Here is an 18,948-nt window from a genome sequence, read left to right on the forward strand (position 1 = left end):
TTGAGAATTTACTGCTGAGTGGATTTTTCGAAACGACGCAGTAATTGATTACCACGTTCAACGGAAGCATCCATCGCTTGTTGTGGCGTTTTCTTACCCGACCAAACTGATTCAAGTTCCTCGTCAACAATGGTGCGGATCTGTGGCATATTGCCTAAGCGTAAGCCTTTGGTGTAAGACAGTGGTGCTTTGTTTAACATTTGGCGCGTGGCGATATCAGCGCCAGGGTTCTTATCATAAAAACCGGATTTCTGAGTCAGCTCATAAGCCGCCGTCGTAATAGGTAAATAGCCGGTATTTTGATGCCATTTAGCCGCATTCTCTGGCTCTGCAAGAAATTGCATAAATTGTGCAACACCTTTATAGGTGGCCGGATCTTTACCGTTCATCACCCATAAACTAGCGCCGCCAATAATTGCATTTTGTGGTGCCGTTGGAATTTCTGCATCGTATGGCATCATGCCAACACCGAAATCAAATTTGGCATGTTTACGGATATTTGCGAGGGAACCAGAAGAACCTGTAATAATTGCGCAATCACCGTTATAGAATTTTTCGGTTGGCTCGTCTTTACGTCCTAAATAGCTGAAAGTGCCATTTTTATTCATCTCTTGTAAACGGGCGATATGTTTAACATGGGCTGGAGTATTAAATTCCAGCACCGCATCAGCGCCATCAAAACCGTTATTTTTTGAGGCGACTGGTAGCCCATTCCAAGCGCTGAAGTTTTCGATTTGGATCCAACCTTGCCACCCACTGGCATAGCCACATTTCATTCCTGAATCACGTAATTTAGCGGTGTATTGCGCCAAGTCCTGCCATGTTTTAGGAGGCTCATATGGGTTTAATCCGGCTTTTTTAAACGCTTCTTTGTTGTAATACAGCACTGGCGTGGAACTATTGAATGGCTGGGAGAGTAAATGACCCGTTTTAGCATCACTGTAATAACCGGATACTGTCGGAACAAATTGGGATTCGTCGAAGTTGATTCCTGCATCTTGGAAAACCTCATACACCGGTTTAATGGCTTTCGATGACATCATTGTCGCCGTGCCCACTTCATAAACCTGCAAAATAGCGGGAGCGTTTCCAGAACGAAATGCAGCTATTCCTGCGGCGAGGCTCTGCTCGTAGTTCCCTTTATAGGTTGGAACAATTTTGTAATCTGGATGAGTTTCATTGAAGTGAGTCACAAGGGAATTCACTTCTTCACCGAGTTGACCTTCCATTGAGTGCCAAAAGGGAATCGTTGTGACGGCCATTCCCTGACTGGTGAAAGCAAAACCTAACATCATTGCTAGAGCAGAATGTTTTATCGATGCCATGCCATTTTCTCTCTTTATGATTACTGAGATTTACACCGCCGAAATTTACACAAAAATGTGCGAATTCACGCAGTGTATGTTCGAGAGAGAATTTATCACCGAGAAATGACAGAAATATAGCGATGATATGACGGAACCATGACAAACACATCGCTAGTAAATGACAATACCATGACAGATAGAGAATATTTTCAATATTTCCTATTATATAAATTGATGGCTTTATCTATGTGTCATTTTAATATTAGCTAAAAATGAGCATATAACAAAAAATTGGGAGCATAAATAAACCAGTAAAAATCGAAGCTAAAAATAATTTAGCTGACAGCGTCATTCTATCCACATTTTTCACCTTGAATTTATTTAGTATAGATAATAATTAAATAGATTTATTAGCGATGTACCACATTAAAATAAAGTCACTTACTCATATGAATTTAGGATAAAAAACAATATTTAACAAATAATTCAATTTCAAAAAAATATCATGTAACTAACTTTTAATTTTATGAATGATAACTAAAAATAAAACCTCAAAAAATAATCATCAAAATAAAATTGAAATATTCACTAAAATTAAATAAATAATTTTTCATATTCATTTATTGATGAAAAATCAATTTAGCGATGAGATAGCATCTGAATTCGATATTCTTGGGGTGTTTTGCCATAAAATCGTCGGAATGCTTGACCAAATGCGGAGTGCGAATCATACCCCACTAATGCTGCAATTTGCTCAATCGTCTGCTGGGTCAACAAGAGACTACCCGCTGCTTCCATTCTTTTTTGCAATAAAAATTGCATCACAGTCATTCCTGCTTCGACTTTTATCTTGCGCTGCAACGTACTGATAGACATAAAAAATGCTGAAGCAATATCCTCACAGCTAAGCGGTAAATGTAATCTCAATTCAATCCACTGACTGAACTGATCAATCCAACGATTCTCAGACTTTAATTGAGCCAATAATAAACGTGCGACAGAAAAATTTTGCTCAGGAGCTTGTGGGAAGTTTTTCAGCCAATTAAGCAATCCTATCGCAGCAGGGGTGAGCGAAAAGTGCGTCATTTTCTCATTCAATGCCCATTGCGCTGTCGCGGGCATTTCTAACACATAGTTTTGATTGCCGATTTCCCCACTAAAAGCATGACTTACACTTGGCGGGATCACGACACCTTGCCCTGCATTCAATAGCCAGTGTTGGCGGTGCATATTAATTTCCATGGAGCCTGATAACGCAAATACCACCTGCCACTGCCCATCATGTTGATGAGAAATAACTTCGTCAGAATATTGGCGAAAATGCAATTCAGGTAACAACAAAGGAAGCTCCTACTGAGAAAAATACAATAGGAGTATAGCTGCTTTAATCAATAAAATGCAGTATCACTGATTAAGCTAAGCGAGAACCATTAGGGACAGGTAAATTAAATTCGGCCAATACAATCGCCCCCGTTTCATCAGGAGCACCGGTAATTAGCACTTCAGATTTTATGCCTGCAATACGTTTAACTTCGAAATTACAAACACATAGGATACGTTTGTCAATTAAATCTTCTGGGGTGTAATGCACGGTGATTTGAGCGCTTGAACGCTTAATCCCCAATTCCCCTAAATCGACATCCATAACATAAGCTGGGTTTCTAGCTTTATTGTTTATTTCAGCACGAATAATAGTACCAACGCGTAATTCAACTTTCGTGAAATCATCCCACTCAATAACTTGCATCACTTAATTCCTAAATAAAACCACCAATAGGCAGTTAAATTATCATAGGAAAGAAAATTTATTTTAGCGCCAAACATTCATTTTATATCGTAAAACACGCATTGATTATTACCGGATTAGACAAGTAATAATCAATGCCTATATGAGTATTGTGCTGCTCACTACATATTTGAGAAGGTGTTCATAATAATACCACCAGAGATAATTAACCCCATCGCAAACACCGCTGGAACATCGGGTTTTTGTTTATATAAAATCATAGAAACTAATGTGACACCGACAATCCCAAAACCACACCATAATGAATATGCCACACCCACTGGGATATAACCCATCGCACGGGTTAACGCGAAATAACATAAGCAATAGGCAATAATCACGAGTATTGATGGGCCTAATTTACTAAAGCTATTGGTTTTTTTGATCATTGATGTGCCAGTGATTTCTGAACCAATCGACAGCGCCAGCCATAAAAATCCAGTAAACATTCTCTTTTCCTCTTTACTTATTAATGAGCGACTTTATTCGTTGAAGATATTGATGCCTCTGAATTTTCAGCTGGCTCTTCCTCATCGGCGCCCATTTTAGAAAACAGATTCATGATCACGATACCTGAAGCAATCACGCCCATACCAATCATTGCTGCCATATCAGGGTGCTGCCCATAAAAAATCATGCCTAATGTAGAAACCATTAAAATACCGGTACCTGACCAAGTCGCATAAGCTAGCCCAACGGGAATATATTTTACTGCGCGAGAAAGAGAGTAATAACAAATGACATAAAGAACGACGATTAAGCCTAATAATAATGATTTGGTTGTTCCTTCACTATTATCGAACATTTTTAATGTGGATGTTGCTGAGGTTTCAGAAATAATAACCGCCAGCATCCAAAGCCATGCTTTTGCTTTAGAGGACATAGATAATACTCCTACATAGATAGACGTTTAAAATATTAAATTGAAATGAAATTTATTTTTTTAGAGACTTTAAATAATCCATTGCCGAGTCTGTCAATTTATTTTTATTTAGGGAATATTCCTTTGGGTCATTCATTACTTCTCTCAAAGTAATATAGCGATTCTGGTCTATTTTATTTTCATTCGATATCTCATCATTTTTAATGAGTATTTTATTTTCAATATTATTAAATGTATCGAATTGAATACCTAATGAAATTGCTTTATTAATATTCTCTTTTATTAAATTTCCATATTGTTCATTTTTATTTAGGCCTAATATTTGGTTTAACTCACTATCAGGGCAACAATGGTATTTCAATGCCATTATTGGAATATTCTGTGATAGAGCGTGTAAAACAAACTGACTTTCTTCACTCACTGATAAGCCATGTACCACTTCATTTAATGTCTTAGTTTGGATGAAAGGTAAAAAAACACAGTGATACTCAGTGATTTTTTCAGCGTTAAAACTTGTTAAATCCAATAATTGCCCAAGTTCCTGCCATTGTTCGATATTCGATTTCGTTAACATCTCCTTGGTGGCATAGAAAGAAAAAGAAACTGCTGGTAATTGGACTAAACGCTGGTAGACCGCCTGTTGATACCCTTGGCTCGGAGACAATAAAACCAACACCCGCCGTTTCATCTGCTGCAGTACCCGTAATACGATCTGCTCAATTAATTTTTCATTCATATTGCCACCACTCGTTTATCGCTTAACTGACAATAAATACGCTGTCATTATTGCGTAACCCTGCTGCATTAGCCTCATCTGTATCAATATGAAATTCCAGAGAAAACCTTGCATCTACTCGAACAACAACTTCATCAAATACTAGGCTGCGCTCACCTTCAGTACGCACACACACTCGCTGCCCATTGGAGACATTTAGTGTTCTAGCATCCATGACATTCATATGAATATGGCGCTGTGCACAAATCACCTGTTCCAATAAATTAACGTGACCTGCTGGCCCAATTAATAAAGCGCTTCCCGATGTATTTAAATCGCCCGACTCACGCACGGGTGCTTTTATTCCCAATGCGAAACAATCTGCTTTTGAGACTTCGAGCTGACTTTTAGGACGAGTGGGTCCTAATACACGCACCTTACTAATGGAACCTTTAGGTCCCACCACCATCACACACTCTTTAGCCGCAAATTGTCCCGGCTGTTTTAATTCTTTGAATGGTGTGAGTTGATAACCTTTGCCAAATAAAACCTCGACATCTTCATCTGATAGGTGAACGTGACGATTAGAAACGCCAACAGGAATTGCAATGGGACTATCCATCATTGGAACCGCATTTGACACAGACAAACGCGATAGAATTTTCCCCATCAATTGCTGGTTTATCATGATTTTTTACCTTTGCGCTGCTCCACTTTTTCCTCAGTCATCACACTTTCAACCTGAGCAACAATCGGTGTAACAATCTCCGTTTTTTCGACGCGTTGCGCGTGCTCACTCGATTCATGGGTTACTGATAATAATTTGGCAATAACACTCTCATCAGGGCGAGCAATCACTAGTGTGCCTTTTAATAAGTCTTGATGGTTAATAACCGATGCACCATGGTCAACGGCGGTTCTTACTGCACTAATTTCCCCTTGAAAATAGACAGAAACCAGCCCAGAACCAATTTTTCGATAACCCGCAATCTCTACACTTGCCGCCTTACATGCTGCATCTGCGGCCTGTATTGCAGACGTCAGTCCATACGTTTCAATCACACCTAAACTTTTCATCTTTCTCTCCTACTTAGTGACGAACCAATCGAATATCAAAATCGAATTTTTTAAAGAAAGCCTCTAATTGGTCTAACTCTTCGGTACTGTAGGTAGGGTCTTTCTTGATGGGATAAATCATGTCGAGCTTGTCGTATTTTCCGCGACCAAGCTGGTGATAAGGTAAGATATCGATGCGATTTAAATTACCGCGTTTTGACAATTCCATGGCATATTCAATCGCCCCAGTAATGGCATCAAAAGAATCGTTACATCCACGAACCAACGGCATACGCATCACCACATTGGCCCCTAATTCCATTAACCGTTCGAAATTACGACGCACATTTTCATTACCAATACCGAATAAATTTTTATGTTGTACTGTGTCGATGTGCTTCAAATCAAACAGAAATAAATCGACAACTTCCGCTAATTTTTCATAATTTTCGACAGATGTGGTGCCTTGAGTTTCCACCGCCGTGTTGATCATCATTTTTTTGCATTCACGCAATAGCTCGACAGCAAAGTCGGTTTGTAAACTCATCTCGCCACCGCCAATCGTGACACCACCACCAGAAGAAATATAAAAATCATAATCTTGCATAATGATTTCCATCATTTCCGAGACAGTGACATCTTTTCCCATAATGTCTAACGCATCAGAGATACACACTTCTTCGCATTTGCGGCAGCCAATACAGTCGATGCTACGATTAACTCGATGAATTTTTTCTCCCTGTTCGTTGGTTGTCATGTAATGGATCCCCGCAGGACAGACATCCACACACTTACCACAACCTACACACTTGTCGTGGGAAAACATCACTTGAAACTGGCTACTTAACCCCTCAGGGTTCGCACACCAAGGGCAACGAATATTGCATCCTTTGAGGAAAATCAGCGTGCGGATACCATCACCGTCATAAATCGAGTATTTCTGGATATTAAATATCCGCCCCTTTATTTCTGTCGCTGCATTCATCATTGCATCTCCAAAACAATCTTAAACTTGTTGTTTTTATTATGTATTGGCAGGTATAACGCTATACCTGCCAATATTAGGCTTAGAATTTTTCAATCACTGTACGGCTGATGATTTCGTCCTGAACCTCTTTACATAATTCAACGAAGTAAGCGCTGTATCCCGCAACGCGAACGATTAAGTCGCGATATTTCTCTGGTTCTTGCTGGGCTTTTTTCAGCATTTCGTTATCAACATAACTAAATTGCATTTGACCATTACCCAAAATGGATGCGGTTCTTAATAGGGTAATTAACCCATTGCGACCTTCAGGCGTATCCAATAAGCCTTTCAAGAACTTAAAGTTATGCACCATACCGATGTTCATGGTTTCGACGTTCATCTTACTGATGGATTTAATGATTGCGGTTGGACCTTGTTTATCAGCACCTTGCGTTGGGCTGATCCCATCTGACAGAGGCATCCATGCTAAACGACCATTTGCCGTTGCCGCCGTCAATTCGCCAATTGGGGTATTGTTGGATATGGATAACGTTCCGTGACTTAATGTGGAATACAGCATGTCGTACTTGCGGCATTCGCGCTCAGTCCACTCCGTAATATCCAGTGCATATTGGTCAACATAATTGTCATCGTTACCGAATTTCGGCGCATTTAGGCAATCACGGCGTAACTCTTCGTAACCCTCAAAGTTTGCCAATAAACCATCACGCACTTGCTCTAAGGTATAGCGCCCCTCTTCATAAACCAATTTGCGGATCGCCGCCATGGAGTCAACGTAGGTCGCTAGACCAGAGAAAATCAGCCCTGGACCATGGTTAACCATCGCGCCACCAGCGGCGACATCTTTCCCTTTCTCCATACAGCCTTCCACCAACAAAGACATCAAGGGTTTTGGTGCAACATCACGGTGAACTCGCTGGCTAATTACGGTACCAATCGCAGAAAGACGAATAATGTGTGCTATCTGTGCTTTCACGGCATTATCGAAATCTTCGAATGTTTTTAAGTTACGTAAATCACCCGTATCCAAACCTTGGTGGCTATCGAACAGCACCATCCGGCCACGATTTAGAACAAATTCAATCGCTATAGGCCACTGGGTGTAACCCGTTGATGTCCACTGATAAATACGACCTGATTTTTGTGGTTCCACACAGCCCATTAAGCAATAGTCGCGCGCATCTTCAAAATCAAAGCCTTTACGCAGCATCATTTTGATATGGGAATCATCGAAGTGGCACGCAGGGAATCCCATACCGGCTTTCACTACATCGACGATTTTTTCCATGTATTTCTGAGGCGATTGGTTATGAATACGGCATGCTAATGAAGGTTGATAAACTTTAACGAAACGTACAGCGTCCATAATCAAGTACGTTAAATCGTTACAAGCATCGCCACCAGAACGTTTTTGACCACCGACGGTTAAGTTGATAAACGGCTGGTAACCTGCGAAATATTTTGCGCCTAACTCGCTGGACATCCACATCAATTCAGCACATTTGATGATAAATGCCTGAAGCAGCTCTAATGCTTGATCCTGAGTTAAATTGCCCGATTTGATATCGTTCTCATACATCGGGAAGCAATATTGGTCTAAGCGCCCCAGTGACAATCCTGTTTGGTTCTCTTCAATTTCAAACAACGATTCCACAGTCCAGACACTTTGCAGCGCTTCTTGTAATGTTTTCGGTGGGTTCGCTGGCACATTTTCATTGACTTGCGCGATGGTCAGTAACTCTTCACGACGTTTAGGGTCTTTCTCTTGAGAAGCCAGTTCGCGAGCATGTTCAGCGATGCGATGAGCATAAGCTACGACCCCTTCACAGGTTTCGATTGAAGCCTTGTAGAAATAAATACGGTCAATGTCATCAGGATTTTGCATATCTAATTCAGCGAGTTTCGCTTGAGCATCGGCTTTAATTCCGTTCATCCCTTTGGTGAACAGTAAAACGTCATAGCCCGGACAGGTATCCCCGCCACCATTGATTTGGTGATAAGACAAGTCACTGACAAAGGTTTCACCACTGAACTCCCAAACACCGGCTTCACGGTATTGCGCTTCACAGATTTCATCCAGAGAACGGCCTTCCCAGAATGGCGCGATTTCTTCACGAATGACTTTTTTATCTTCTTCAGAGATCACAAATGGATCTTGAGGGCGGGTACTCATGGTATCTAACTCATCCACAACCCAACGCCATGCGATATCTGGCGAGAATGCGCCAGCACGTGCTTTCCCGCATGGATGCCCCACGATCAACTCTTCAGGCTGGATAAGGATCGGCGCAGTTTCACAAGCGCGGCGGAATGCTTTCGCTCGCAATAAAATCGGTGGTAAGCCAGGGTTATTTTTCACCACCTCAGTGAATGCCAGTGCGCGATAAATGGAAACACTTGGACGCGCTTGTAAATAATGATTACGCAAACGCTGTAAGCGAGGTGTTAACCCTTCCATGACTTTAAATTCCGTCTCCTGCTGAGCAGACGGAGCAACATAGTTAGCAGATGGTGAAGAATATTGAGGCTGAGCGCTAGCTTGCCCACAATATAAACGCACTTTTAATCCACCGTTAATTCCACTGATATTTTCATGGGCGGACAGCAGCATTGCTGAGAGTTCATTGATACACACTTGCGGATCATTAAGATAAATACCGCCTTTTAATGCATCGAACATCGGATAACCATCAATGGCACGAGTCGCACGAACTTCAGAAAGCTCGGCCAATTTTAGCCATAAACTTTCAACAATTTCATACGCCTGAGTTGGTGTTAAACGGCCTTGCTCAATATCGCGCTGGTAGAATGGATAAACCGCTTTATCGAAGCCCATTGGATTCACTGCATAGCTACCATTTTCCAGATGTAAAATCAGTTGCAATAGGTAGAAAGCTTGGCAGGCTTCTTTGAAAGTTTGAGCTGGCTTAGCAGGCACATTACGTAAAATGTCGGCACTCTCTTGTAGCTCTGCGCGGCGATACGGATTCGCTTCAGCTGCCGCTAAGTTTTCAGCTCTGAGTGCTAATGATTGAGCAAAATGGATAGCCGCATCACAAGCATAAATCGCAGCTCTACAGTTGTTTGCTTCATCGATACTGTTGCGGCTCACGGCGCTACCAATGTTTCTGACACGATTTTCGAGCTGGTTTTTAATTTCCGCAAAACCTACATTCAGTACCACTAAATAATCCGGTGCAGCAATGGCACTATCACCCGCTAGAAACTCATAGATACTCTGGCTATGCACTTCATCTTCGGTATGAAAAATAGCTCCGCGAGGCGTTGAAGATTGGCTACCAATAATCAATTCATCTTGAGCAATAAAAGCGGGAAAACTGCGAATAAACTCATAAAAACGCTGAGCAGGTTTGATGGATTGCGGGGCGCCAGTTAATTGGTTTCTTACCGTTTCAAGGATATTCGCACGTTCGGTAATAATTGAGCAATTACGAGTACTTAAACGTTCAGCCAGTGTTTTTACACGTGGGGTCAAAGCATATTTGGCCATGTTAGCCTCTCCTGATGTTCTTTCTAGTTCGTTATTTTTCACATAAACAGCGTTAACTATTAAAAAGACTGTCTGTACAGTACTTCTAGCTGCTTTTCATTGACGTCCCGTGGATTCGTTGGAGTGCAACTATCACGCAATGCTTGTCCAACCATTTCTCTTAAACGGGTATTAAACTCAGTTTCATTGATGCCTGTAGCATGGATACCTTTCGGTATATTCATTTCATCTTTGAGTACGTTGATCGCGACAATTAAGCTTTCAACGCCTTCTCGAACTGTTGATGCGGGTAAATTTAATTTTTTTGCCAGTGAGGCGTAACGCTTCGCCGCATCCGTGTCACAACAACCGTCTAAATCTGAGTTAAAAGCAACGACTTGTGCCATTAATAAAGCATTTGCGCGACCGTGTGGAATATGGAAAACACCGCCTAATGCATGAGCTAAACTATGGGTGATCCCAAGTGAAGCATTGGTAAATGCCATTCCCGCAATACAGGATGCGTTATGCATTTTTTCGCGAGCAACTAAATGATTGCCATCTCGGTAACACTCAATCAGATGAGCAAAAACCAGCTGAACCGCTTTTTCTGCCAATGCATCAGAAAAATCAGACGCACTGCGTGAAACATAAGCTTCAAGGGCATGGCATAGCACATCCATTCCTGTATCGGCGGTAATTGCTGCTGGTACTGATTTCACTAATATCGGATCTAAAATCGCCACATCCGGCAGCATGAATTCGTCAACTAATACCAGTTTTTCTGAGTGTGATTTAATCACTGAAAAAGACGTGACTTCAGAGCCTGTTCCGCTAGTTGTCGGAATAGCCACAAAATGAGGTTTAGCTCTATGACTGTCTTGGCGGGTATGCCATAGGGAGTAAATAACCGCTTTTGCAGCATCAATCACCGAACCACCACCCAGCGCAATCACTAAATCAGGATATTGGCTATCCATGATTTTCATGCCCTTTACGATGGATGAAATTTCTGGATCGGGCACCACATCGTCATACAGAGAAAATGAGATACCCTGTTGGAATAATCGGCGAGTCACCTCGTCGGCTAACCCAAATTTCACCATCGCTTTATCGGTCACGATAAAGGCATGATGTGCGTTGATTTGTGATAAATAATCCAAAGCATTCGTACCGAATTGCACTTTTGGTTTAATCAAAAACTGGTTCATGCGTTATTTACTCCCTACCGTCTCGATACACTTTTTCAACAATGGCAACCACGGACATGGCTTTGTATTTGTCTTTATTCAAAGCAAGGTATTCTTCGACAAGAACAATGTCATTGATGCCCGCACCAACACTGTCCACTGCCACATACGTTCTGTCCTTCAACGGATTCAGGTCATCCCCAAGCGCCGTGACCATCAATAAATTACTGCCGCTCAGTTCTTGGCATTTCTGCGTTGCGACAACATGCCCGATTACCTTTGCCAAAATCATGATTTATCCCGCCTTATCTCAATGAATTACTTATTCAGGCGCCCGAGAACGGCCTTAATAATCTGCTCAACATTCTCTTCCGTGATATCCCCTTGCGCCGCAACCGTTTCAGCAACAGCCGCGTGGCTTCCGGTATTACCGAATCGATCATCCGCAGGATTATTGCTGATAGAACCCTGTTGAATGCCCGCAGCCTGCGGTTGACGGAAACGTTCATCATCCAGAATACTCACTTGAGTCGGGCTAGAATGCGCAGCTACCACGGGTTGTGCTGTGTAACATAGGGGATTCGTCGATGATGGTTGTCTTAAATCTTCAATTGAACGCACCCCATAACCGACTTTACGGATATTGAGTAAATTCATTGGACCGACGTTATCTGAGCTAGATCCGCCACCCACCGCGCCACAACCTAATGTCAGTGCAGGTGTAATGTTGGTGGTTGCACCAATCCCCCCTAAGGCTGCTGGGGTATTAATTAAGATGCGGTTAACCGGTTTTTCGAGGGCAAATTGACGAATAACATCTTCATTTTGCGTGTGGATCACCAAAGTATGTCCTAAACCTTCGTTGGTCAGTAGGTCGACCACACGATGGCATGCTGAACGCCAATCTTCTTCGATATACATCCCTAAGATTGGGCACAATTTTTCACGAGAATAGGGATTTTTAGGTGAAACGGTATCTTGCAGTGCAATCAATACGCGCGTATTCGCGGGTACGCTAAATCCAGCTCGCTGACTCAATGTAATCGCATCTTTACCCACGATTTCAGGGTTAATGGTGCCATTCGCTCTGAGTAACATTGATGCCATGCGCTTCGCTTCTTCTTCATTCATGAAGTAAGCACCCTGAGCCAGCAATTCACGGTGAACATCGTTATAGATACAGCGTTCAACAATAATGGACTGCTCAGAAGCACAAATCACACCGTTATCAAACGTCTTGCTGGTAATAATGTCACTGACGGCTTTTTTGATATCTGCACTACGTTCAATAAAAGCAGGACCATTGCCAGGACCGCCGCTGATAGTCGGTGTTCCGGATGCATAAGCTGCGCGTACCATGCCTTCTCCTCCGGTTGCCAGAATCAAAGAAACATCTTTGCTATGCATTAACTCTTTGGTTGCTTCCAATGTGAGCATAGTGACGCCATCGACAATACCCGCTGGCGCACCTGCTTCAAGTGCAGCTTTTTTAACGATATCGAGCGCTCTAAAACTACAGGCCTTTGCATTGGGATGAGGGGAGAAGACAATCGCATTACCCGCTTTCAGGGCAATCAATGTTTTATAGATAATGGTTGAGGTTGGGTTAGTGGAAGGCACTAATGCCGTGATCACGCCTAACGGAACACCCACATCCATGACTTTTTTGATCTTGTCATCATTGATGATGCCAATGGTTTTCAAATCTTTAATATGTTCATACACACGCACAGAAGCGAAGGTATTTTTCAGGACTTTATCTTGCCACTTCCCGAAACCCGTTTCTTCATGTGCCATTTTTGCCAACTCCTCTGCATGACGTGCAGATTCTGTCGCAATGTGTTGAACAATACTGTCGATTTTTTCCTGCGAAAAAGTCGCAAAGATTTTTTGTGCTTGTTTCGCATTTCTAACCAGCTCTCTAGCCAGTTGTCTGGATTGCAGATCTTTATCTAATGCAACCATGTCTTCCCCCGTACCGGAGTCAAAAGATTAAACTTATTAACTTGTTGTTTTATATTTAATTTATCAATGATTAGGCTTTATGCTGCTGTGCAATTTTGCCAATATCATTGTGTGGTCTTGCAATCACGCGTGAAGTCACTACTGTGCCAACACGTTTAGCCGCTTCAACACCGGATTCAACTGCTGCATTGACGGCCCCTACATCACCTTTCACCATGGCGGTCACCAATCCAGACCCCACATTTTCATAGCCAATTAACTCAACATTCGCGGCTTTGCACATCGCATCAGCAGCTTCAATACACGCTACCAATCCTTTCGTTTCGATTAGTCCAAGTGCTTCTTTCATAAGAATATTTCCTGTTTATTCTGAAACTTTATATTGAGATACGATTTTCTGGATGTCGCTATGAGGGCGAGCAATCACCAAAGATGTCACGACGGTGCCAATCCGAGAGGCAGATTCAACACCAGAATCCACGGCGGCTTTAACCGCGCCAACATCCCCTTTCACCATCGCAGTCACTAAACCGGATCCCACATTTTCATAGCCAATCAGCACTACATTGGCGGCTTTACACATTGAATCGGCAGCTTCAATACAAGCGACTAACCCTTGTGTTTCGATAAGACCTAATGCATCACCCATCTATTCCCCCGAAAAAGCTATGCTTTATGCTTAATCACGATTTTGTTGATATCGTTATGTGGACGGGCGATGACTAACGAAGTCACCACTTCACCAACACGCTGTGCCGATTCAACACCAGAATCTACTGCCGCTTTTACTGCGCCAACATCACCTTTCACCATCGCAGTCACGAGGCCTGAACCCACATTTTCATAACCGATGAGTTCAACGTTAGCGGCTTTACACATTGCATCAGCTGCTTCGATACAAGCCACCAAACCTTTAGTTTCAATAAGTCCTAATGCATCACCCATTGTTGTTTCCTCCAGGAAGACGTTGTTACATTTTTCTCTACCCTCAAAAATCAAGAGCCATATTTAAAAAGGTTTATGTCCCTTAAATGTGGGTAAACATTTGTGCCAATTGAGTCTGCGCGGTGATTAATTGAACGCAGCTTTTTGGCGTCAAAATCACTATATCCCTCAAAAAATAAAACAAAATATAAATCCGCAAAATGAAGATACTTAGAACATAAAACTTAAATTTATCAACATTTAGCCTTTGATTTATTTAATCATGCTAAAAAAATAAAAAATTCACGTATCTATATGGCATAAGAAAAAGAAAGAAAAATACACTGATGATTTATAGGGTTAATTGTTAATAAGATATGATTGGGCTGATGCTAGAAGGTAATTTGGTCAATAATAAGTGTGGCGTTGCTCACTTCCCATCCCGTCACTATGTTGCTGGAATATACGTAAAGCATGCTAATTAGATGAAATGCAACACGGATAAATATGGATAATGGTCACTCAGAGAATGGCGCCATTCGTTGGTTATTGATAGGTAGATAAGAAAGCCGGAGAGGTGAGCAGATGAGTGGCTAGCACATCACGTTGGGGCTATATCTGGTTATCCCAGATATTCAATCAAACTTACTCCCCAATTGAGGTGTGCAAATAAATAACGGTGAATTAATTGAACTGAGCAGTAGTGCTTTATCATTTAGCTTCTGGACATTGATAAACAAGCCATCGTGGCTATCTGACATTTCTCGCATAAAATAGTCGAAAATAACGTTGGGAGATTCGTCGATGGAAGATGCACTGGCTTCCCATTGACTAATATTATAGTGACGCTCCGTTGGTGAAATACGTTTACTTGTATACTTAAATTTGACGTAACGCTGTAAATAAAGCCATCCCGCTTTCGAGGTTGTATAGCCTTCCACAACAATAGATCCCTGACCATTTGCCCCAAAATTAAAATGAATGTTGCCATTCACATTTTCATCTTTCATATTTTCGAAGCGCATAATCCCTTTAGTGGAGCATGCCATAAGGCCTGAATTTTTATTTGATAACACGATAGATTGTGTATAAATAACCACGACCACAAGAATGGCTGCACTCAAGAAGCATAATAATTTTCCTGATATTTTCATCATGGTTTCCAAGAATAATAGAAATAATTATCACAATAACTAAATGGATTAGACTCATTTGCAGCGCAGTGCGCCAGAAATACACGCCCTAGACCGTTCTTTTGCAATTTATCGCCATAAAAGAAAACAAATCGTTCCTTGTCTTTGCAGTCAAGATTTAAGTTATTCCGCACCTTGTCAAAGTTTTGCTCATAATTCTCGGCAACGACACCATTAATCATTTTCTCTGTAGATAATGCATCACAACTGGCATGCTCCAATGTGGGTAAACTAATAGGTGCGGAAGGCTGAGATGAAAAATAATTCATAGTGGCAAGTAGGATTGAGCAACCTAACAATACGGCACTCGCAAGATACCAACAAATCTCTCTTTTTTGAGGATGAATAGGTTTAGGTGATTCTTGAGGTATTAATTCTGTAGGATCTGTTGCTGGGGTAAGAATAACTTCAGCCGTTTGTATCTCACTTAAGCTATTTAAAAGATGGGTTGTATTTAATGTTTCTTCATCAATTAATTCCAATAATATCTCAGAATTAAATTCTAAACGGCCTCGGGCAACAGTCACTATAATGTTTTCAATACCATACTGACGAAATGTTTTTCTCAATAAACTGAGATACTGATTTAAATTACTATTTGATGAAACTAAGCCATTATCATCCCAAACAGCTTTAAGCACTTCATCACGTGAAACAACGCCTTTTCTTTTAATCAAATAAAACAATAATGCATTGGCTGTAATGGACAATTGAGTATCAACCTCATCTTCTTTTAAAGATAAAGTGCCATCAACAGCATCATAAATAATGAAGGCATTGATCTTATATTTCATTATCGCCTCATTCTATTACTAGACGTAATATTGCTATTTGGAAACAAAAGGTATTTCTTCAAAAGAGATTTGCGTCAGCCGGTGGATAATCGCATCTCGTTCTTGCTCAGATAGTGTGGGTCCTTCTGTTAAGGCGGATAACCATAAACCGTCTGCCGCATAACGGACTAAAGCCCCTAAATAGCTATTATCAAACTCATCACCATCTTCTAAATGCTGTAGCATCCAGTCACGCCAACATTTACGTAAGACGGGTTCCATCGGCATCGCTAATGATAGAAATGCAAGTTGGAAGCTCTCATCAGACTCTTTTAGTTCTCCGATATAATGCAGATAAGCACGAGAAAAACGGCCATTTGTATTGATATCACTCGTCATAATCACCGCGATACGGGTGTCCATAATATCGAGTAACTCAATGAACAGCGCATGTATCAGCTCTTGCTTGCTCGGAAAATGATGTAATAGCCCACCCTTACTGACACCCGCTTCTTTTGCGACCGCATTAAGCGAAAGTGCGGCAATGCCTTCCCGACCAGCAATCACTCGAGCCGCCTTTAACAGCTCTTCTTGCCTTTTTATGGGATCTTTTTTTCTTTGGGGCGTAAGTATATTCATGCACGGATGATACCGACCAGTCGGTATGTTCTATTTTGACTCGTATCAATGAACACAATATTGAGGTGAATTAAATGCGAATAGTGTAATTTACTTCACAGTATCCCTGTCTAAAAACTAAGAAATATAATGTTATTTTTAAAATATAAAAAATATAACAATGAAATACCTCCTATTTTTTACTCTTGATAACTAAATTTAACTTAGTCTTGTTGCACCAAAGGTTATACTGTTTAATTATGTGAGAAATATCTATTTTCAAAGAAAGCATCTGAACTGTGTGTATTTACATAACATGAAAAGAGGTTTTGATTATGTCCAATCAGTATAATATCGGTGTGATTATTGGTAGTTTACGTGCCGACTCTTATAACTTAAAAGTCGCTAAAGCCATCACCAAATTATTCCCATCCAATTTCACTTTTAAATTTATAAAAATTGCAGATCTACCTCTCTATAACCAAGAAGCAGACCAGAGTGTACCTGCCGTAGTGGCTGATTTTAAAGCACAAATTAAAGCCTCAGATGGGATTATTTTCGCAACGCCTGAATATAACCGCTCCATGCCCGGTGTTTTGAAAAATGCGATTGACCAAGGTTCTCGTCCTTGGGGTGATAATTCCTGGGATAGTATTCCTGCGGGAATTCTCGGGGTTTCGATTGGTAATATAAGTACCGCTATTGCACAACAACATTTACGTAATAGCCTCGCATTCTTAAATATGCCAACGATGAATCAACCAGAATGTTATTTAAAATGGTATGAGGGTATGGTTGATGAGCAAGGTAATATATCCCCAAAAAGTAAAGATTTCTTACAACCTTGGGTCGATAGCTTCGTCAAGTTTGTGAACCACAATTCAGTAAATTAATCATAGATATAAAAAAAGGCATCACATGAAGTGATGCCTCTTAAATTTCATACAAACTGAATACGAATTAACGCCCAGCTTTTAATTTTTGGAAATATTCTTCATACAGAACATTGGCATTCCCAACATCACTTTGCCATTCACCTTTTTTCAACACCTCTTCACTTGGGTACAGTGATGGGTCATTAGCTATTTCCGCTGGCAGCAGTTTTTTTGCAGCTAAGTTTGGAGTTGGATAACCAATCGACTCAGCAACTTGTGCCGCTATTTCCGGACGTAATAGGAAGTTAATCAGCTTATGTGCTCCCTCGACATTCTTAGCATTCGCAGGAATAGCTAAGCTGTCCATCCAGAAAATACCGCCCTCTTTCGGCCAAACAACCTCAATAGGTAAGCCTGCTTGTCTCGCCACAAAAGCGGAGCCATTCCATAACATACCAACATCCACTTCACCTTCAATAAATGGCGTTGCAGGGTTATCAGAATTGAATGCAAGAATATTAGGACGTAATTTTTGTAGCTCGTTGTATGCTTCTTCAATCTGTTTTGGATCTGTGGTGTTACCAGAGTAACCTAGCTTCGCTAATGCCACTTGGAACACTTCGCGCCCGTCATCCATCATGAGCAAACTATTTTTATATTCTGGTTTCCAGAAGTCAGCCCATGAAGTCACCGTGCTAGGATCAACCGTATCCCCATTAATTCCAATTCCTGTTGCACCCCAAATATATGGCACAGAATAGTCATTATTTGGGTCAAATTCTTTATGGATGAGATTGGGGTCGAGGTTTTTAAAATTAGTAAGCTTTTGTTTATCGACCTTTTGCAGCATGCCTTCCTTGCTCATTTTTGCAATGAAATACGTGGATGGCACCACTAAATCATAAGCCCCTTCTTTATAGGTCTTCAATTTAGTGTACATGCTTTCATTCGATTCGTAGGTGGAGTAAATCACCTTGATCCCAGTTTCCTTGGTAAATTGCTCTAATAAACCGGGGGGAACATATTCTGTCCAGTTATAGAAATACAGTACATCTTTGTTATCGTCAGCGGCAGTTGCCGTGCCAATGCTTGCAGCCATTAACCCTGCGGCTAACAGATAGGACCATTTTTTCATCACTGATTTCCCTCAACAAAGTGCTTTTATCTATCTAATAGGCTCAATTG

At 41.2% G+C, this 18,948-nt stretch carries 21 protein-coding genes; 1 reads left to right on the forward strand and 20 read right to left on the reverse strand.

The genetic code is table 11. The features are described from left to right. Positions 1-8 precede the first annotated feature (8 nt). The 19 genes from ugpB to EL244_RS15665 form a co-directional block, all read right to left on the reverse strand. Complete coding sequence (gene ugpB / locus EL244_RS15575) at positions 9-1,325, reverse strand: sn-glycerol-3-phosphate ABC transporter substrate-binding protein UgpB (RefSeq protein WP_126462130.1); 1,317 nt, start codon at positions 1,323-1,325, stop codon at positions 9-11. A 621-nt stretch (positions 1,326-1,946) separates the two neighbouring features. Continuing rightward, positions 1,947-2,648 (reverse strand): helix-turn-helix transcriptional regulator, encoded by a 702-nt coding sequence (locus EL244_RS15580; RefSeq protein WP_126462133.1) that lies wholly within the window; start codon positions 2,646-2,648, stop codon positions 1,947-1,949. 70 nt (positions 2,649-2,718) lie between these two features. After that, positions 2,719-3,054, reverse strand: a complete 336-nt coding sequence (locus tag EL244_RS15585; RefSeq protein ID WP_126462136.1) for a tRNA-binding protein — start codon at positions 3,052-3,054, stop codon at positions 2,719-2,721. Positions 3,055-3,215: 161 nt separating this feature from the next. Further along, complete coding sequence (locus tag EL244_RS15590; RefSeq protein ID WP_006814367.1) at positions 3,216-3,542, reverse strand: DMT family transporter; 327 nt, start codon at positions 3,540-3,542, stop codon at positions 3,216-3,218. Between the two features lie 20 nt (positions 3,543-3,562). Continuing rightward, positions 3,563-3,976 (reverse strand): DMT family transporter, encoded by a 414-nt coding sequence (locus tag EL244_RS15595; RefSeq protein ID WP_006814368.1) that lies wholly within the window; start codon positions 3,974-3,976, stop codon positions 3,563-3,565. Between the two features lie 52 nt (positions 3,977-4,028). After that, positions 4,029-4,712 carry a hypothetical protein gene (locus EL244_RS15600; protein ID WP_126462139.1) on the reverse strand — a complete coding sequence of 228 codons (684 nt, stop codon included), beginning with the start codon at positions 4,710-4,712 and terminating at the stop codon, positions 4,029-4,031. A 22-nt stretch (positions 4,713-4,734) separates the two neighbouring features. Beyond that, a complete protein-coding gene (locus tag EL244_RS15605) occupies positions 4,735-5,379 on the reverse strand; it encodes a phosphate propanoyltransferase (protein ID WP_126462142.1) in 645 nt (214 codons plus the stop codon). Then, a complete protein-coding gene (locus EL244_RS15610; protein ID WP_126462145.1) occupies positions 5,376-5,768 on the reverse strand; it encodes a BMC domain-containing protein in 393 nt (130 codons plus the stop codon). The genes EL244_RS15605 and EL244_RS15610 overlap by 4 nt, the downstream gene beginning before the upstream one ends. A 13-nt stretch (positions 5,769-5,781) precedes the next feature. Continuing rightward, complete coding sequence (cutD, locus tag EL244_RS15615; protein ID WP_112837581.1) at positions 5,782-6,732, reverse strand: choline TMA-lyase-activating enzyme; 951 nt, start codon at positions 6,730-6,732, stop codon at positions 5,782-5,784. An 82-nt stretch (positions 6,733-6,814) separates the two neighbouring features. Then, positions 6,815-10,246: a choline trimethylamine-lyase gene (cutC, locus tag EL244_RS15620; protein WP_126462148.1), complete on the reverse strand. Its 3,432-nt coding sequence runs from the start codon at positions 10,244-10,246 to the stop codon at positions 6,815-6,817. Between the two features lie 59 nt (positions 10,247-10,305). Continuing rightward, entirely contained in the window at positions 10,306-11,436 is a 1,131-nt protein-coding gene (locus EL244_RS15625) for a 1-propanol dehydrogenase PduQ (RefSeq protein WP_126462151.1), read from the reverse strand. Positions 11,437-11,443: 7 nt separating this feature from the next. Continuing rightward, positions 11,444-11,707: a EutN/CcmL family microcompartment protein gene (locus tag EL244_RS15630; protein WP_006814375.1), complete on the reverse strand. Its 264-nt coding sequence runs from the start codon at positions 11,705-11,707 to the stop codon at positions 11,444-11,446. Positions 11,708-11,733: 26 nt separating this feature from the next. Further along, entirely contained in the window at positions 11,734-13,380 is a 1,647-nt protein-coding gene (locus EL244_RS15635) for an acetaldehyde dehydrogenase (acetylating) (RefSeq protein WP_126462154.1), read from the reverse strand. Positions 13,381-13,450: 70 nt separating this feature from the next. Next, on the reverse strand, positions 13,451-13,729 hold the full coding sequence (locus EL244_RS15640; protein ID WP_006658501.1) for a BMC domain-containing protein: 279 nt from the start codon (positions 13,727-13,729) through the stop codon (positions 13,451-13,453). A 15-nt stretch (positions 13,730-13,744) separates the two neighbouring features. Further along, a complete protein-coding gene (locus EL244_RS15645) occupies positions 13,745-14,029 on the reverse strand; it encodes a BMC domain-containing protein (protein WP_006814377.1) in 285 nt (94 codons plus the stop codon). Between the two features lie 17 nt (positions 14,030-14,046). Beyond that, a complete protein-coding gene (locus EL244_RS15650) occupies positions 14,047-14,325 on the reverse strand; it encodes a BMC domain-containing protein (protein WP_004249182.1) in 279 nt (92 codons plus the stop codon). 614 nt (positions 14,326-14,939) lie between these two features. Beyond that, on the reverse strand, positions 14,940-15,458 hold the full coding sequence (locus tag EL244_RS15655; protein ID WP_112837417.1) for a FidL-like protein: 519 nt from the start codon (positions 15,456-15,458) through the stop codon (positions 14,940-14,942). Beyond that, complete coding sequence (locus EL244_RS15660; RefSeq protein ID WP_126462157.1) at positions 15,458-16,291, reverse strand: transcriptional regulator; 834 nt, start codon at positions 16,289-16,291, stop codon at positions 15,458-15,460. Before EL244_RS15660 ends, EL244_RS15655 begins: the two co-directional genes overlap by 1 nt. A 33-nt stretch (positions 16,292-16,324) precedes the next feature. Beyond that, entirely contained in the window at positions 16,325-16,909 is a 585-nt protein-coding gene (locus tag EL244_RS15665) for a TetR/AcrR family transcriptional regulator (protein ID WP_006814381.1), read from the reverse strand. A gap of 314 nt (positions 16,910-17,223) precedes the next feature. Between EL244_RS15665 and EL244_RS15670 the strand changes: the two genes are divergently transcribed. After that, positions 17,224-17,781: an NADPH-dependent FMN reductase gene (locus EL244_RS15670; RefSeq protein ID WP_126462160.1), complete on the forward strand. Its 558-nt coding sequence runs from the start codon at positions 17,224-17,226 to the stop codon at positions 17,779-17,781. Between the two features lie 67 nt (positions 17,782-17,848). Here EL244_RS15670 and potD read toward each other — a convergent pair whose 3' ends face one another. After that, positions 17,849-18,898, reverse strand: coding sequence for a spermidine/putrescine ABC transporter substrate-binding protein PotD (gene potD, locus EL244_RS15675; RefSeq protein WP_126462163.1), 1,050 nt, complete (start codon positions 18,896-18,898; stop codon positions 17,849-17,851). Between the last annotated feature and the right edge of the window lie 50 nt (positions 18,899-18,948).

It is taken from the genome of Providencia rustigianii (assembly GCF_900637755.1).
Classification (GTDB): domain Bacteria; phylum Pseudomonadota; class Gammaproteobacteria; order Enterobacterales; family Enterobacteriaceae; genus Providencia; species Providencia rustigianii.

Excerpts from the sequence above, each read along its gene's own strand:
- ugpB (WP_126462130.1), bottom strand. The coding sequence starts at position 1,325 with ATGGCATCGATAAAACATTCTGCTCTAGCAATGATGTTAGGTTTTGCT.
- EL244_RS15585 (WP_126462136.1), bottom strand. The coding sequence starts at position 3,054 with ATGCAAGTTATTGAGTGGGATGATTTCACGAAAGTTGAATTACGCGTT.
- EL244_RS15590 (WP_006814367.1), bottom strand. The coding sequence starts at position 3,542 with ATGTTTACTGGATTTTTATGGCTGGCGCTGTCGATTGGTTCAGAAATC.
- EL244_RS15595 (WP_006814368.1), bottom strand. The coding sequence starts at position 3,976 with ATGTCCTCTAAAGCAAAAGCATGGCTTTGGATGCTGGCGGTTATTATT.
- EL244_RS15600 (WP_126462139.1), bottom strand. The coding sequence starts at position 4,712 with ATGAATGAAAAATTAATTGAGCAGATCGTATTACGGGTACTGCAGCAG.
- EL244_RS15605 (WP_126462142.1), bottom strand. The coding sequence starts at position 5,379 with ATGATAAACCAGCAATTGATGGGGAAAATTCTATCGCGTTTGTCTGTG.
- EL244_RS15610 (WP_126462145.1), bottom strand. The coding sequence starts at position 5,768 with ATGAAAAGTTTAGGTGTGATTGAAACGTATGGACTGACGTCTGCAATA.
- cutD (WP_112837581.1), bottom strand. The coding sequence starts at position 6,732 with ATGAATGCAGCGACAGAAATAAAGGGGCGGATATTTAATATCCAGAAA.
- cutC (WP_126462148.1), bottom strand. The coding sequence starts at position 10,246 with ATGGCCAAATATGCTTTGACCCCACGTGTAAAAACACTGGCTGAACGT.
- EL244_RS15625 (WP_126462151.1), bottom strand. The coding sequence starts at position 11,436 with ATGAACCAGTTTTTGATTAAACCAAAAGTGCAATTCGGTACGAATGCT.
- EL244_RS15630 (WP_006814375.1), bottom strand. The coding sequence starts at position 11,707 with ATGATTTTGGCAAAGGTAATCGGGCATGTTGTCGCAACGCAGAAATGC.
- EL244_RS15635 (WP_126462154.1), bottom strand. The coding sequence starts at position 13,380 with ATGGTTGCATTAGATAAAGATCTGCAATCCAGACAACTGGCTAGAGAG.
- EL244_RS15640 (WP_006658501.1), bottom strand. The coding sequence starts at position 13,729 with ATGAAAGAAGCACTTGGACTAATCGAAACGAAAGGATTGGTAGCGTGT.
- EL244_RS15645 (WP_006814377.1), bottom strand. The coding sequence starts at position 14,029 with ATGGGTGATGCATTAGGTCTTATCGAAACACAAGGGTTAGTCGCTTGT.
- EL244_RS15650 (WP_004249182.1), bottom strand. The coding sequence starts at position 14,325 with ATGGGTGATGCATTAGGACTTATTGAAACTAAAGGTTTGGTGGCTTGT.
- EL244_RS15655 (WP_112837417.1), bottom strand. The coding sequence starts at position 15,458 with ATGAAAATATCAGGAAAATTATTATGCTTCTTGAGTGCAGCCATTCTT.
- EL244_RS15660 (WP_126462157.1), bottom strand. The coding sequence starts at position 16,291 with ATGAAATATAAGATCAATGCCTTCATTATTTATGATGCTGTTGATGGC.
- EL244_RS15665 (WP_006814381.1), bottom strand. The coding sequence starts at position 16,909 with ATGAATATACTTACGCCCCAAAGAAAAAAAGATCCCATAAAAAGGCAA.
- EL244_RS15670 (WP_126462160.1), top strand. The coding sequence starts at position 17,224 with ATGTCCAATCAGTATAATATCGGTGTGATTATTGGTAGTTTACGTGCC.
- potD (WP_126462163.1), bottom strand. The coding sequence starts at position 18,898 with ATGAAAAAATGGTCCTATCTGTTAGCCGCAGGGTTAATGGCTGCAAGC.